This is a genomic window from Pseudomonas sp. LTGT-11-2Z, from assembly GCF_003691445.1.
Classification (GTDB): domain Bacteria; phylum Pseudomonadota; class Gammaproteobacteria; order Pseudomonadales; family Pseudomonadaceae; genus Aquipseudomonas; species Aquipseudomonas monteilii.
In genome coordinates this window covers 5903355-5917939 of sequence record NZ_CP033104.1, presented here as the reverse complement: position 1 = coordinate 5917939, position 14585 = coordinate 5903355, and the positions used below count along the sequence as shown (strand labels likewise).

The 14585-nt window shown below is 63.8% G+C and carries 19 protein-coding genes; all 19 read right to left on the bottom strand.

The features are described 5' to 3' along the window. Window positions 1–14: 14 nt before the first annotated feature. The 19 genes from D8767_RS27975 to D8767_RS27890 are packed head-to-tail and all read right to left on the bottom strand — an operon-like array spanning window position 15 to window position 14583. Complete coding sequence (locus D8767_RS27975; protein ID WP_163002516.1) at window positions 15–980, bottom strand: SGNH/GDSL hydrolase family protein; 966 nt, start codon at window positions 978–980, stop codon at window positions 15–17. After that, window positions 977–2704, bottom strand: a complete 1728-nt coding sequence (locus tag D8767_RS27970) for an SGNH/GDSL hydrolase family protein (RefSeq protein ID WP_122048505.1) — start codon at window positions 2702–2704, stop codon at window positions 977–979. The genes D8767_RS27975 and D8767_RS27970 overlap by 4 nt, the downstream gene beginning before the upstream one ends. Further along, the gene (locus D8767_RS27965) at window positions 2705–3655 is read right to left on the bottom strand and encodes a phage baseplate assembly protein V (RefSeq protein WP_122048504.1); all 951 of its coding nucleotides are present in this window, start codon (window positions 3653–3655) and stop codon (window positions 2705–2707) included. Next, on the bottom strand, window positions 3628–4332 hold the full coding sequence (locus tag D8767_RS27960) for a hypothetical protein (RefSeq protein ID WP_122048503.1): 705 nt from the start codon (window positions 4330–4332) through the stop codon (window positions 3628–3630). Before D8767_RS27960 ends, D8767_RS27965 begins: the two co-directional genes overlap by 28 nt. Then, window positions 4329–4883: a DNA-binding protein gene (locus D8767_RS27955; RefSeq protein WP_122048502.1), complete on the bottom strand. Its 555-nt coding sequence runs from the start codon at window positions 4881–4883 to the stop codon at window positions 4329–4331. Before D8767_RS27955 ends, D8767_RS27960 begins: the two co-directional genes overlap by 4 nt. Then, entirely contained in the window at window positions 4880–5800 is a 921-nt protein-coding gene (locus D8767_RS27950) for a hypothetical protein (protein WP_122048501.1), read from the bottom strand. Before D8767_RS27950 ends, D8767_RS27955 begins: the two co-directional genes overlap by 4 nt. Next, complete coding sequence (locus D8767_RS27945; RefSeq protein ID WP_122048500.1) at window positions 5797–6507, bottom strand: phage tail protein; 711 nt, start codon at window positions 6505–6507, stop codon at window positions 5797–5799. The genes D8767_RS27950 and D8767_RS27945 overlap by 4 nt, the downstream gene beginning before the upstream one ends. Window positions 6508–6514: 7 nt before the next feature. Further along, the gene (locus D8767_RS27940; RefSeq protein ID WP_122048499.1) at window positions 6515–8188 is read right to left on the bottom strand and encodes a phage tail protein; all 1674 of its coding nucleotides are present in this window, start codon (window positions 8186–8188) and stop codon (window positions 6515–6517) included. A gap of 15 nt (window positions 8189–8203) precedes the next feature. Then, window positions 8204–8782: a phage tail protein gene (locus D8767_RS27935; RefSeq protein ID WP_063977344.1), complete on the bottom strand. Its 579-nt coding sequence runs from the start codon at window positions 8780–8782 to the stop codon at window positions 8204–8206. After that, window positions 8775–9950 (bottom strand): baseplate J/gp47 family protein, encoded by a 1176-nt coding sequence (locus D8767_RS27930; RefSeq protein ID WP_122048498.1) that lies wholly within the window; start codon window positions 9948–9950, stop codon window positions 8775–8777. The genes D8767_RS27935 and D8767_RS27930 overlap by 8 nt, the downstream gene beginning before the upstream one ends. Beyond that, window positions 9947–10264, bottom strand: a complete 318-nt coding sequence (locus D8767_RS27925; protein ID WP_063977342.1) for a DUF2590 family protein — start codon at window positions 10262–10264, stop codon at window positions 9947–9949. The genes D8767_RS27930 and D8767_RS27925 overlap by 4 nt, the downstream gene beginning before the upstream one ends. Further along, window positions 10264–12255, bottom strand: coding sequence for a phage tail tape measure protein (locus D8767_RS27920; protein WP_122048497.1), 1992 nt, complete (start codon window positions 12253–12255; stop codon window positions 10264–10266). The genes D8767_RS27925 and D8767_RS27920 overlap by 1 nt, the downstream gene beginning before the upstream one ends. Before the next feature lie 3 nt (window positions 12256–12258). Then, window positions 12259–12405: a hypothetical protein gene (locus D8767_RS28900; protein WP_371858534.1), complete on the bottom strand. Its 147-nt coding sequence runs from the start codon at window positions 12403–12405 to the stop codon at window positions 12259–12261. Window positions 12406–12425: 20 nt separating this feature from the next. Continuing rightward, window positions 12426–12713 (bottom strand): putative phage tail assembly chaperone, encoded by a 288-nt coding sequence (locus D8767_RS27915; protein WP_122048496.1) that lies wholly within the window; start codon window positions 12711–12713, stop codon window positions 12426–12428. After that, a complete protein-coding gene (locus D8767_RS27910; protein WP_122048495.1) occupies window positions 12710–13204 on the bottom strand; it encodes a lysis system i-spanin subunit Rz in 495 nt (164 codons plus the stop codon). The genes D8767_RS27915 and D8767_RS27910 overlap by 4 nt, the downstream gene beginning before the upstream one ends. Beyond that, window positions 13192–13722, bottom strand: coding sequence for a lysozyme (locus D8767_RS27905; RefSeq protein ID WP_122048494.1), 531 nt, complete (start codon window positions 13720–13722; stop codon window positions 13192–13194). Before D8767_RS27905 ends, D8767_RS27910 begins: the two co-directional genes overlap by 13 nt. Beyond that, complete coding sequence (locus tag D8767_RS27900; RefSeq protein WP_122048493.1) at window positions 13719–13925, bottom strand: hypothetical protein; 207 nt, start codon at window positions 13923–13925, stop codon at window positions 13719–13721. Before D8767_RS27900 ends, D8767_RS27905 begins: the two co-directional genes overlap by 4 nt. After that, window positions 13922–14134 carry a TraR/DksA C4-type zinc finger protein gene (locus D8767_RS27895; protein ID WP_122048492.1) on the bottom strand — a complete coding sequence of 71 codons (213 nt, stop codon included), beginning with the start codon at window positions 14132–14134 and terminating at the stop codon, window positions 13922–13924. Before D8767_RS27895 ends, D8767_RS27900 begins: the two co-directional genes overlap by 4 nt. Then, on the bottom strand, window positions 14134–14583 hold the full coding sequence (locus D8767_RS27890; RefSeq protein ID WP_063977335.1) for a DUF2597 family protein: 450 nt from the start codon (window positions 14581–14583) through the stop codon (window positions 14134–14136). Before D8767_RS27890 ends, D8767_RS27895 begins: the two co-directional genes overlap by 1 nt. Window positions 14584–14585: the final 2 nt, after the last annotated feature.

The following is a 14585-nucleotide window of genomic DNA, read 5'->3' as shown; positions in this document are numbered from 1 at the left end:
CATAGCGCCCCTCTTTATGACATTTGGATCGCAGAAATTATATGGGATGCGATTACTGCATGACCCTTTACATTAGGGTGGCTGCCGTCATTCATATAATATTTAATGTCAAGATTCTCAAATAATGCGTAGTTATCAATAAAATCTACGCCAGTGTTTTTTGCGGCGACGCTGACTGCGTCCCTGACGGTCCTCATGTCAAACAAGTAGCGACCAGACGACTCCACAGTCGACGGGTTCGCACACATCAGTATTACCTCGGAGCTTTCGCTGATTTGCGCTACCAGTCGCTCAAGATTTGCAGTAAGTTCGTGAGCGTTTTTAGGGTTTCTTCGGTCGATTATTCGATCATTTGTCCCGAGTTGGACGAACACAAATTCATCATCAGGTAGCAGAGCGTAGCTATCCTTGTCTGATGAAACTAGGTTACGTGCCATATAGCTAGTGGTGCTCGCTCCGTTGATGCCTTGATTACTAATTCTTACAGTCTTGCGAGTGCTGCTCCGAGAAAATTCGACTACTGATTGCCCGGATGGCGAGGTACGCCAGTTCGAGTGACTTACGGACGCACCAGGCATGTAAGCCTCACCAATATACCGCTTCACGTTATTAACGAAACTTTCGCTCGAAAAGTTATCGCGAGGGTCGGCCAGCGTACCGTTTCGAGGGTCGGGATTCGGGCCCTGCCTCGTACCAGTGCCCCAGGTAATCGAGTCGCCAACAAAGGCTATGCCTGTCATCTGACGGTTCGGATCAGCAAGAGCTGCCTTTAGCCTTCCGAGCTGGCCGCCATTGGACTGGATCAATTGGTTATCTACCAACGATGCGAAGCCGCGATATGCCGGATACGCTGCTGCTATCGCCGCAAACGTTAGAAACTTTCTCCTGTTCACTTGTAGATCCTTGTGAAAATCGGCGATTGTAAAGTGATACACCGAAGAAAAAAACAAGAAAACCCGTCGTCCGGTGGGTTTGATCAAGCTACTTCTAATGAGCCGATCACATTCCTGGAGTACAGGTAATAGCCAAGCGCATTCGGGTGAAGACCGTCGTTCGCGATGAGGCTCATGTCTGGAATCGACAGGGCTGCATAGTTGTCGATCATGTCCAGGCTTCGCGCCCGGGCGGTGCGGTAGATCTCGCCCCGGACGTCCTGCATCGTAAACGCGTAGGTCTCCGGATTTTCGTTGTTCGACGGGTTCGAGCACATTAGGATCACGTTGGCCATCGGCTGGACGATGTCCAAGAGCGCGCCCAGGTTGGCGCTGAACTCGTTCACGCTCTGCGGCTGCGACGGGTTGCGGATCCGGTCATTCGTGCCCAGGGCGACGATCACATAGTTGTCCTGCGGCCCGACAGCGTTGCCGTGGCCAAACGTGTTGCCCGGCAGGTTGTACATCCGATAGCTGCGCGTGGTCGCGCCGTTGATCGCCTGGTTGGTGAGGCGGATCGTCTTTTTGACCCGGATCGCCTCCATCCGCAACGCTTTGGTCCCTGTCGTCTGGCTGGCACGGCGCTTGGTCCGGATTTCCACGGTCTTGTTCCGGACGTAGCCAAAGGTGTGGTTCCGGATCCGGTTGTTGCCGTAGGTCAGTCCTTCCTCGCCTGCCGATGTGGTGAACACGCCCTGGGAGACGCCATCCACGAACAGCTCATAGTCCAGACCGCCAGTGAGTTCATCACCTACTACACCGAAGTGCAGCGCGAAGGTGGTCCCGGTGAACTGGAAGCTGACCGAGTGGTACGAGGTGCCGTTGGAGTTGCCGTCGGCGAAAACTCGCTGGCAGTTGGTCACCGATCCCGAGGTGAGCGCGTCGGTGACGCTCACCGATGGCCCCACCGATTGGACGTTGAACCTCCCTCCTCGGGGGTACAGATCATGGGTCACGGTGTATTCAACGATGCACTCGCCCGATGGGCTGGCCGGCCAGTTGGACAGGACCGGAGGTGCCTTGAAGGCGTATCGCTCGCCAATGTGGCGGGCGAATTCGTTGAACCAGGACGGGGCACCGAAGTTGTTCCGGGGGTCTGCCAGCGTGCCATTGCGCGGATCAGTCACCGCCTGCTCGCCTGGTGTGCCGCTACCCCAGCCGATGGAGTCGGCAATTACGACAAGCGAAGTCAGTTGCTCGAGCGGGTTGGACAGCGACTCTTTGAGCATGGCCAGTTGACCGCCAATACGGTGGAAGCGTGGCGGCTGGGCTGACAGGTTGTCGTTCAGCGCAGTAATGCGGGTGAATCCGCCGACCTTGAACGCCCCGTTCAGGTACGAGTTCTTTATAGGCAGTTCATCGAGCACGAACACCGAGCCGCCCAGGTCGACACGGCGACCCTTCACGACAGCTTCGAACGCGGCAAATGCGGCCGTGTCGTTGGTTACCCCGTCGCCTTTGGCCAGCCATGGCGAGTCCTTGGGGGTTGGGTTGCCTGCGAGCCGGTTCAGGTGGTCGGTGAGGTCCAGGCACTGCACGCGGATTCGGCTATCCCGGGCGCCTTTGGTGATACGCAGGTCATACAGTCCGTTGGGCGCGGCAAACACGACCATGCCTTTGTCGTCAGCCGTGAACGGGTTAACCAACGCGGTACCGTCAGCAGCCTGCAGATTTTTTACCAGGATCTCGGTGCCGCGCTCGTACAGATAGCAGATCGCGTTCGGCAGGATGTTGCCGGCGTCGTCCTGGGCGAAGTAGTTCTTCAGTTCCATTCAAGCTCCTGTGATGGGCTTCAGTTGCCCAGAAAGTTGTGCGCCAGTGCCGGCGTGCCCGGCGAAGGCGCCGGCATTGGAAGGGACAGGGCTCGGCCCGTGGGTGTGGCCGGCCAGGTCGGTGTTCATCAGCACCACCAGGTCGATCAGGTCGCACAGCACCTGCAGGACGTTGACCGACTCAGACCCGAGCCAAGTGGTCTTGGCGATGCTCTTGCGTGCCTTCTGGACGCGCTCGATCAGGTCGCCACCCACGGCCAGGTTGAGCTTCTGAGCAACCACCTGGTTGAGATCGCGGCCGGTGGCCAGACTGAGGTCGTCCACCGCTGCCAAGTTGGCGGTACCGCCGGACAGCAGCTGGAGCGCGCCCAGCGCCTCGATCTTTTTGGTACCGCCCACCGATTCGGTGGAGTGGTCATCAATGGTGCGGCTGTCGCTCTGGTACCGCTCGGCATTGGTCAGGCTTTCCACCTGGCGATCGGTCGACTTGTCCGTGATCCCGCCGTCTGTCTGGCGGGTCCAACTGCCATCCGACTCGACGCGCTGTTGCGAGGCCTCGCTGTGCTGCCAGACCTGGTCGCCCTTGGGTACCCGGGGTAAGGACAGGCCATGGGGCAGGATGCACTGGATAAACGGCTTGTGCGGCAGGCCTTGGGTGAACCCGACGACTACGGTGGTGCCTTCCTCGGGGAAGCTGAAGAAGCCCATTTCATCACCGCCCGTGGGCACCGGCAGCGGCACGCCGGCCAGCGTTGGTAGGGCCTCGTCCGGCTCGCCGTTCTCGTCCAGGACCTGCAGGTCGACCGCGAAGCGCGGCCGGAAGTCGTCGCAGATGGTTGCGCCGGCGGGCGCATCGGCCACACCGACGACCCGGGCCATGCGCGGCAGGTGATAGCCGCCGCTCAGCTCCGGATACATGCGCTCTACGCAGCGCCGGATTGCGTCTTCCATTTGATCGCCATTTCGGTACCGACAAGGGCCACGGAGGTGACGCGCTCGCCTTGGTTGATGGTTGCACCAGGACGCAGGCCAGGCAGCGCCGCAATCACGGCGCTCTGGTTGCCCTGGTAGTTGTTGAACAGCTCGACCGGCAGCTGCAGGGGCGATCGGGCGCCGAAGAAGCTGTGTTCCCAGCTCCCCACGAACACCTCGCCATCGCCCTGCTGCTGCCAGATCAGGTCGGGGATTGAGAAAACCCGGGCCAGGCTGTCCATGGCCTGGAAGCCGGACGCCAGGCTGTAGAAGAACGGCGCCTTGATCGATGCGTAGGCCTGCGCCGGCACACGGAAACGCAGGCCGGTCTGTTCACCGATCGCGGCCAGCACGGTGCGCAGATCGGCATGGCGCAGGTTCAGCGGGAGCGGCTTGGCGAGGATGGCGGCCAGCTCGCGGCAGTAAAGGACCTGCTCCACCTGGTTGACCGAGGTCGACCGCTCGACGTAGCCGATGAAGTGCCGCTGCAGGGGCGAGTCGTTGTAGCCGATGTCGAGCGTGACCAGGCCCGACACGGGCACGGTGGACTTGATGGTGAACTGGGCGCGGCCGGGGGTGGCGAGGTCCAGTCGGACATCATCTTTGACCAGGTCGTGCACGGCGCCGCCGATGCTCAGGACTTTATGGAGCTTCACGATTTGCTCCCCAGCCAGTCATCGAGCTTTTTGAGGGTGGATTCGAAGCCCGTCAGGCCTTGGCCGGTACCGCTGTCATCGGCGCCGCCGGCGCCACTGCTGGTACCGCTCACGCCTTGGCCCGGGGCGCTCTGGGTCTTGACCGCATTGCCGGTCCTGCGCTTTTCCACGCGCTCAGGGTTCGACAGCTTCTCGGTGAGGGTGAACTGGATCCGCCAGGCCAGCAGCGAGTCGTCTTCCCGGGCGCTGACCCCGTCCGAGAACTGCACCTGCCTCATGCCCATGGCCGTCGCGGTGTCGTTGACGATTCGGTACGTCTTGAGCTGGCCACCGCTTTCCGTGGCCTCGGCCAGGCGCATCAGTGCGCGCAGATGCTCCGCGTCGACAAAGGCGATCAGCAGCGTGACGGTCAAGGTCTTGGGCTTGAAGCCCTTGTGCGCCGTGTCGGTGTTGCTGGTCTGCCCCGACATATCGCCGCTCTCGATACGCAGGTCTCCGGTGACCTTCATGCTGCGGCCGCGGATTCGTTCGCCGTCCAGGAGCAAGGTCATAGGCCCACCAGCTCGCGCACGAAACTGAGGCCCTTGAGCGAGCCCACCAGCATGACGCCGGCGGACAGCGGCCATTCGTGCCCGGGTGCGTCGCCGGTCAGCAGCTGACGGCGCAGCTCTGCGGCGTTGCCCGGGCCGATCAGGCGGGCGCTGATGGTCGTTTCTGCGGTGGCCCCGTCGAACTGGGCCTTGAGATCAGCGAGCTGCTGGGCCTGCGCGGCTGCGCGCTCAGCTTTGCGGGCTGCCATCGCCTGCAGGTCGGCCATGGGCGAGCTGGCCGCGAAACTCTCCAGTGCGGCCAGCTGGCCGGCCATGGCCTGGCTCGCGGCCCGGGTGATGGTGGAGCGCTTCAGCGGCAGGCCACCCCAGCGCGGCAGCGTGCCGGCGCTCGGTAGCTCCCACTTGGAGGTTTCCAGTTCGAACAGGCGCCCGGCGCGGTTCTGCGCCCGCTGCAGTTCGGGCAGGGGCAGCACGGCATTGAAGCGGCCCAGCGTCGACGCGAAACGGTCGTAGCGGGTGCCGAGGAACAGGACGACCAGGGCGTACTGCTCGCCGCCTGGGCGGCTCTGGTCGCTGGAATCCTCCAGTTTGGCGCCCAGATGGCGCACCAGGTTCGGCGCCGACAGGTAGCGCTGCAGGCCTCGGCCCTGGCCAACCCCACTTTGGAATGGGGTCACGACCAGGCACGCCGGCACCTCGCCCAGGGCGTCGGCCAAGGCGCTGCGGCCAGCGGCTACCGCTGCGGCCGCCATTTCGCCCACCAGGCTCGGCGCAGTGCTGACCAGGTCTTTAAGCGCGGTGATCCGTTCGCCGGTGCTGGCCAGCTCGCTGGTGGCCAGCGATTTCGCGGCATCGAGGTCGGCCAGCCAGCTGGTGGTCTCGCTGGGCCAGCGCATGGTGACGGGGCTCCAGGTCATACCGCGACGTTCTCCCAGGTGATAGCGGTCAGGGCGTCGATGTCTTGGGCGTCGCGGGCTTCTTTCAGCTGCAGCTTGAGCTGGTAAGCCAGCTCCTGTCGGCCCAAGCGGAACACGGTGAAATCACCGGACAGCTGACGGAGCTGGTCGGCGGTGTGGGGCCGAAACGCCTTGATTCCGTCGACATCGAGGCAGGGATAGTTCAGGTCAGCGCCGCTGAGCACGGCACCGGTGAGGTTCATCTGTTCCTCGAGCGTGCTCCCGTAGCAATGCCGATCGCCCAGGACCGACGACCAGAACCCGCCGGTGATCTCCTGTGCACAGGCTGCATCCACAGCCTGGACGCGCTCCTGGTACAGGGCCTCGACCACGGCGGGGATGTCATCCACCCACTGGCCGAACTCCCAGACTTGCCCCGGGCCTGGCTGTTCCAGGGTGTAGCCGGCCGGGAGAGGCCCCAGGCGATCGATCAGCATGGGTTCCCGGGTGGCGGTGTTGTAGGCGGTCAGGCCTCGGTAGCAGTCGATCAGCTTCCAGCTCAGCCCGTCCCACAGCGCGGCCTGGCCTTCCGGGGCGCTCGGCGGCTCCTGCTCCACGCACCGGGCGGGGATCAGCCACACGCCGGGCTCCAGCGGCGATGCGTCGGCCACAGCCGGGCCGACATAGATGCCCAGCTCGTCGGTTTGATAAACGGTCTTGGTGGTCATGACAGCCTCAATACTTGATGAACAGCGGATAGGCGGCGTTCACTGGGCGGGTTTCGGTACCGCCGGCCGCGTTCACGGTGATGGTGTGGGTGTGGTCCGTAACGCCGTTCACCGTGACGGCGTGGATGTGATCCGCCACGGCGTTCACGGTGACGTTGTGCGCGTGACTGCCAGCGCTGGAGGTGGTCGAGTAGTTGTTGATGCCAGTGGTGAGGTCGTCACCTGAGGTCAGGGTTTCGCCCTGGCCGAGAACGACCCCGACCGTGCCTTCCTTGACGGTGTGGGTATGCGCGCCTTGGTTATCGGTGCTCGCCGTATGGGTGTGTCCGCCAGCTGCTGCAGCGGAGGCGGTGTGGGTGTGTCCACCGCCTGCAGCTGACGACGCGGTGTGCGCGTGGCTTCTCAGTTCATCCGCCTGCAGGCTGCCCAGGACACGGCCGATATCGAGGCCTTGGCCGTCGTCCAGGACGCGCAGGAAGCGGCCCCGTGGGTTGGGCAGGTTGAACGTGGTCACGCCATCGCCGGCGCCGTAGAAGGTGCCGATCTGGGCGAACAGTCGGGCGTAGGCCGTCCTGGACACGGCGGCGCCGTTGCAGCGCAGGAAGCCCGCCGGCGTGGTGCTGGTTGGGAAAAACACCATCATGCCCACCAGGGCGCTCTCGACCTGGGCCATGGCTGCCTTGAGGGCGGCAGTTGTCGCCAGAATCTCGCTGCTGGCGGTGCCCGGGTCGTCACTTTTCTCGTTCGGCAGGTTGCCCAGCCCTACGTCTTCTTTGGTCGTGCCGCGTGCGCGCAGCAGCTCGTAATCGCCGTCCTTGGCGGCGAAGTGCTCGACCAGGGCGCCGGCGATGGACTTGGTGGTGCGCAGGTCAGTGATATTGCCGCTGGCATCGATGCCGGCGATCTGGACCAGGTAGTGACGGACACCCGCCGAATCGGTGCGATCGCCCTCGGCGTTGGCGATCACCACTTTGCAGGTGGCCACCACATCGCTTTCGCTGCGCTCCAGGGCGACGTTCAGCCAGACCTTGGCCGGGAACGCCGGAACGGTGAACTGCAGGGCGTCGACCAGCTCCAGGCGAATGCCCTCGATGTAGGCCCGCCCGGGCTTGAGCTGGAACACGCCGAAACTGCGCTCTACGGCCAGGCCGTCACCGACGAACAGGGCGCGCCCGTAGATATCGCGGTTGCTCTGCCGCTCGCGCTGGTCGATTCCGCTCAGGCGCACGGTGAAGTCGTGCTGCCAGGTGCTCGCGTCGACGGTGATGCCCGTCATCTGCTGGGCACCGTCGAACTTGAGCAGCATGTTGCGCGTGAGGTTGTTACCGATCTGCAGCGGCGGGATGTTCTTGCGCTTCTGCTGCAGGGGCACGTAGGCCACGGCCAGCAGGACGTTGTCGGCAGTTTCCAGGCCGATCCAGTTGAAGTCCCAGTCACCGATATCGGACCCCAGCATGATGCTGTAGATCACCTGGTTCGGGTTGACGTAGCCCTTACGGGTGTAGTCCTGGGTGTGGACGATCTGTGCCGCCGGCGGCTTACCGGCCGAGCGATTGACCGGCGTGGCGGGGTTCAGCCCGGGCACGTTGGCAAAGATGAACCGAGCGATGTCCAGGCCTTCGTTGGCCGCCTCTTTCTGAGCTATCAGGCGCTCGCCGGCGAGGGTAATGCTTGCTCCCATGGATTCCTCTCAGGGCTAGTTGGCCACGGTGGCCAGCTCGTTGATAACGACCAGGCGGCTCGCGCTGGTGTCCAGGACGGCGCTCAGGGTCACCTGGTCGTCGTTGAACTCCGCCAGGCAGACGGCCATGGATACGGGGGTGATGGTCGAGAACTCGTAGCGCCTGCAGGTGCGGCCGTACTGCTGGATCAGCACGCGCAGCAGCACGGGGTTTTCGCTCAGCTGGGAGTCGGAAAGGAGCAGGGACACGATGTCCCAGTCCTGGTCGGGCAGGCGCTCCTGGATCTCGACGTAGCCAATGCCCAAGCGCTGGAAGATCCGGATCATGCCGGCGGTGCTGCCGGCCTCGACCGCGTTGATGAAGGCGTACTTCACGCGCAGGCGATACAGGGCCTCCGGCTCGCCCTGGAAGCGCTGGATGTCGCGCTGCCACGCCAGGAGATCGAGCACGGTCAGGTGGCAGGTTTCAGCATCGATCTGCAGCAGCGGCCACTTCAGCCACTGTTCGACCTTTTCCCACCAGGACTGCGCGGCGTTCTTGAGCTTGGTCAGCTCGGTGCCTTCCAGCCAGAACGGCAGCTTGAGCTTAATCACCGAGCACCACCTGGACCCCGGACAGGCGGGGAATGGTCAGCTCCGACAGGATGTCCTCGTTGTCGAACTGCAGCGACTCGATGCCGGCGAACTGCTCGTGCAGCTCCTCGCCCAGACGGCTGAAGGAAAAGCGGGACTGTGGGTAGGTCAGTGTCGGCTGATAGTCGCGGTCCGAGCTTTCTCGGAAAGCTGCACGGATGAACAGCTCGATGTCATCGAGCAGCGCCTGGTGCCGATCGGCGCCGACCGTGGCCCGGGGCCAGACCACCACCCGCACCGTGTGCAGGGTCGGGGGCATTTCCTGCACCAGGAGGTCATCGCCGTGGCCGTGCTGGCCCTGGTCGCGGATGTAGGCATTGATGGTGGCCAGGTAGCTTTCGGCCGGCGAGCCCGCTTCGAACAGGACAAAGGCGTTGGCACTGCCAGGCCCGCGTGGGGCATTGTGCTCGAAGTACACGCCATCGGGCTCCACGCCCGGGAACGAGGCGATGATTGCCCGGTACACGGCGTCCGTGTGCCACTGGTTCACGGCGCTGAACTGGTTGCGGGTGCGCAGGCGCAGGTCGTCGTCGTGCTCGGTATCGGCGCCCGGGATGGTCAGCCAGCCATCGGCGTTCACGACCTGGATCACGCCGGGGATCGGCTCGGGCAGGATCGAGTAGTAGCCCGGGGCGAGGTTGTAGCCGCTGCCGGCCTCGGTGGCCTCGGCCGCGACCAGCACCTGGGCGTCACCGTCCAGGAACTGGGCGGCGGCGGTGGTGACCAGGACATAGACGTTGCCGTTGATGGCCACCGACTGGACGCGGGTTCCCGCTGGGATCTCCAGCACGCCGGCGACCGCGCTGCGGGTGAACAGCAGTTGCCCCTGGGCCTTGGTCGACGGCTTGCGGGTGACGTTCACCGCCCAGGCCAGCATGTCCAGCCAGGCCCCGGTCGCGGTCTTCACGAAAAAGTTGGGGAGAACGGTGCCGGCGATGAACTCGATCAGCCACAGCACGGGCTGCGTGACGATGGCGGTCACCAGGCGCCAGAACGGCGACCAGGAGCTGGTGTTGCTCAGCTTGCTGCCCTGGGCGGCTACCTCTTTCTCCCAAGCAGCACGCAGGCCTGCCTCGGTCGTCGGCACGCCGGCATCCTGCAGGGCTTTTTTGAAATCAACGTCACTCACAGGGCTACCTCGGTGGTTCCGAATTCAACAGTGGTTGCAGTGACCAGGTACTTGCCGCTGCCGGTCTCGATGATCTGGACGGTGCCCGGTACCAGGCGCTCGTCCTCCTCCACCAGCAGCTCCAGCTGCTTGATGCAGTCGGTACGGCGGAAGCGGTCGCGCTCGGCCATCAGCGTCACCAGCAGGCCGCTCTCGCGGATCATGTGGGCGATGTCCTGGGCGATGCTGGCCCGGTCGTCCACCAGGACGGGCTGGTTGGACGGGTCCAGAGTCAGGTCGTTGTTGGTGATGAGCAGATCGATGTAGAGCGTCATCAGCCGGCCGCCATTGCCATCATGTTTTCCAGCTCAAGCGGACTCATTGGCTTGGCGGTGTTGATCTCCACCTTTTCCACATGGGTTCCACGGTTCTGGTTCTGGGTGTTCTGGATGCTTGTCATCAGGCCGCCGGCGGGCACGGACGTAGCGCGGGTCGGGCTCAGGCTGCCGACAGGCTTGTACTCGGCCTGGGAGCCCAGGCTGGATACACCGACGGCGTTATCAGTTGCGTTGCCCCCGGCCGGCGTGCCGAGACTGGCGATGTCCGGCATTGCGCCCAGGTTGGCCTCGATCTCGACGCCCGGGATCTTGTTGAGCATGGCGATCACCTGGTCGAGCGCCGATCGGAACACGCCGACGATGCCGTCCCATGCGGCTTTGGCCATGCCCGTCCAGCCGCCCATGGTGTTGAACCAGGCGCTGAGCGCATCCAGCTGCTCCATCACCCACTGGAAGGCGGCGGTGTCCATCAGGGCACCGGTCCACTGGTCCCAGTAGGCAATCGCTGCGACCACCACCGCGACCAGGGCGAGCACACCCAGGACAACCAGGCCGACCGGGTTGGCGGACAGTGCCGCGTTCACCAGCCAGATGGCGCCCTGCCAGACCAGCATCGAGGCCTTGGCCAGGCCGATCGCTGCGATCATGCCCAGGATCCTGACGATGAACAGCGCGCCCTGGACAGTGTGGGCGATGAACATGGCGATGCTTTTCCAGCCTGACCAGGTCAAAAGGGTCCAGACCACGTTCAAGCCCATCATGGCCATCTTGCTCAGGCCGACGATCACTGTCAGGGCGCTGATAGCAGCGGTGATGCCGAGCACGGCCAAGGTGGCGATGCCCATAACCCGGGTGATGTTGGGGAACAGCTGCGTCCACCTGGTCATGGTCTTGCCGATGCTGACCAGCTTCTCCATCAACGGCTGCAGCATCGGGATCAGGGCCTGGCCGAACGCGATGCGCAGCGCCTGCACAGCTGCGCCGAACTGCTGCCACGGGTCGACCATGGCCGCTGCCATCTTCTCGGCCTGCTCCAGGCCGCGCACTTTGCCCAGCGAATCGATGCCGCTTCGCAGTCGATCGGTGTCCTGGGCCAGGGCGCCGATCACCTGGGCGCCTTCGCCACCGAACGCCTCGACCAGTTTGCTGTTGGCCGCAGCGTTGCGCAGGTCCCCGAATTTGCCCTGCAGCTTGCTGATGATGTCCAGCATCGGCAGGACCTTGCCGTTGGTGTCGGTGAACTTGATCCCCAACTTGTCCGAGGCGTTGCCGATGTTTTCGAAGAACGCCTTGTAGCGGCCGCCTGCGTCGCCGCCTTCCATGGTGCTGGACAGGCTACCGATCACTGCCATCTGCTCGGCCAGGTCGATGCCGGACGCCGAGGCGATTGCCCCGGCTTCCTTGAAGCCTTCCTTCATCTGCTCGCCACCGGTGCGGAACAGCTGCACAGCCAGGGCGGTCTGGCCGCCCAGCTTCTCGACCCACTGGCTTTTACCCATGGCGTCGGCTTGCTGCTTCTGCAGGTTGTAGAGCGTGCCCACGTACTCGCTCATCACGTCCTGGTCGGACTTGGTGGCCTTGGCCAGCACGGCACTGGTGTTGGTAAAGGTGGCCAGCTGGGTGCCGGCCAGGCCTTTGATGGCGCCCTCGATCTTGTACGCGGAGGCAACAAAGGATTCGGCGCTGCCGCCGTAGGAGACCGAAAAGTCGAGGGCCTGGGCGTTGAGCGACGCCAGGGCATCCTCGGCCACGCCGAGCGAACGGACGTCACCCAGGGCGCGGTTCACATCCAGCGCTGGAGCCATCGACGCCTCGATCCCGGTCAGGGCACCCCAGACGCCGGCGACACCGGTACCGATCTGCCTGATGTTGGCCTCGCCCTGGGTGGCCAGGTTGTCGAAGCCCTTGGTCACCTTGGCCAAGGGAGCCGATACCTTGTCGGTCAGGCTCAGAATGAAGTCCAGGCGGCTGGAAGCGTTCGCGCTCATGGGTCAGTTACCGTTGAATGCTCTTGAAATGCCGTTGGCTATGGCGATCTCCATTCGCCGCCAGTGCTCGTCCTCCAGCCATTTGGCTGTGCCCAGGGTCTCGGGCGATCGATCTGCACCAGGTAGCCAGCGATCGGCCAGGGCCAGCAGCTGGCCCAGTCCGTCCTCGGTCAAGCGTTCAGCGTGGCCGAGCGCTTTTTTACGGTGACTTCAACAGTTGGCGAGTACTCCTCGATCAGCGCGCCAGCGATCTGGATGGCGGTCATCGGGTTGGCCAGCAGCGGCTTGAGGCTGGCTTTCTGATCCTGGCTCACGGAGGTCATCAGCAGGTTGTGCGCTGGGGCGACCTTGTTGGCCGGGGTCAGGCTGTTGATGTATTTGGTCATCAGGGCTGCATCCATGACGAAGTCAAAGTCTTGGCCAGCGACGTCCAGGGTGATTTCGGTGCGTTCAGTCATTTTTCGGTTCCAGTGGTAGCGGGTTGGGTGGTGCAGAAGCTGCGGATGTGGTCCTGCAGCCCCAGGATCATTTGCTTGCTGAGGGCGAGCTGGTCGCGGAGGGTGAAATAATCCGGTCGAGCGTTTGCTGCGAGTTCGGGGGCGCCTGCATCAGCCACGCCGGCGCCGGCGGAATCGGCGCGCACATTGGCGGCGGGGCAGCTGGCCTGGATGAACAACCGCTGATCGCCAGTGCCGACAGAAGCGCGCAGATCCTGGTTGGCCTTGAGGTCATTGCTCAGTTCCTTGGTGTGTTTTGCGTCGTTGGCAGCAGCAATAGCCAGGCGTTCGCCGGTGATCCTGGCGGCCTCGCGCAAGCCTGATGCCTCTTTCTGCGCGCTGTCGCGCTCCGATCGGGCGGAGTCGCGCTGCTCCAGCACGCGGTCGAACAGAAACCAGGTGCTGCCGGCGAACAGCAGCGCGGCCAGCACTTGCACGATCAGGAGGCGCATAACTTCGCCTCCGCCAGCCGACGCGCGTGCAGCCCAGGAACGAAAACCTTTTTGCCCTTGGCATCAGTGACAAAGGCCCAGACCGGTTTGCCATCGGCGCCCCAGGCCAGTGCGCGACAGCCCTCAGCGATGCGGCCGGCGTTGATGAGCACCACGGCGCGGCTTGCGCAGGTGTTGGGCTCGCCAAAGTTGTGGCCATGGCTCGACAGCGCGTCGAAAGTGTTCTGGGTGATCTTGTCGTTGGTCAGGCAGTCGGCCAGGGCCAGCTGGCCCCGCTCGACCACCAGCTGCTCCACCTCGGCACACCGCGCCGGCGACCAGTAGTCGCCGACCACCACCGGGTATGGGCTGGTGTAGCGGGTGATGCCCTTGCACACGGTCGGCAGACCCCGGGCCAGTTGGTCGGCGTAGACGACGTTCTGGCCGTCGCCTTCCCACTCGCCCAGGAACGCCATCAGCGAGCTGCTGCCCAGCACAAGCGCGACGGCGCCGGTCAGGATCTTGTTGCGCAGGCTCATAGCTTGCCCTTCCAGTCGCGCAGCATCTGGCGGTACTTGGGGGCCAGGAGCAGGATCTGCAGCACCATGTAAAGAGCGGTCAGCATGTAGGCGACCGCCGACCAATCGACGGTGCCAGTCACCCCGGTTGCGGCCACGCCGATCGCGGGCGAGGCCTTGGCCAGGGCAACAGCGGTGTCTTGAGCTGCCTGATTAGCGCTCATCGGTGACCTCTGTTCTCAAAAGTGGACTGGCAAGGGACGCAGCGAGTCATGCCGCCAAGGACGCGACGCGCCTCGGGGATTTCCTCGTCGCAGTCCTCGCAGTGGGTCAGGCTCGGCCCGGTCGAGCGCGCACGGGCTAGTGCGGCAGTGATCGCCTGGTCACGCTGACGCTGTTCCAGGGCCTGGGCGCGATCGAACGGGCAGGTCATCAGCGCAGGCCCTCGATCTCGGTCGCGGCCAGGTACGGCACGCCGTTGATGCGGATGAAGTCCGGACTGGTGACGTCGAACGGCACCTTGTGCTTGTGCTTCTCGCCGCCCTTGGAGTCGATGTTCAGCAGGCTGGAGATCTTCGGCTTGCAGCCGAACGCCTCCACGCGCATCTCATCTGTCGGGGTTTTGGCGTAGAACAGCGAGTCGAACGGCTCCAGCTGGCGGAAGCTGCCCGCAGCGCGTGCCGCCTCGATCAGCAGGTTGAAGTTGGCGCTGTCCAGCTCGAATTCGCCGCTCGCAGCCACGTCGCCATCGACGTAGCCATCTGGCACGCCTCGGCTTTGAGCAACTGCGCTGTTGTCGGTGATGTCGAGAGTGACGGTTTCAACGTGGATCAAGGTATCGCCCACGGTGATGTCGAAGTTCTTGCCGCCGATCTTGGACATGG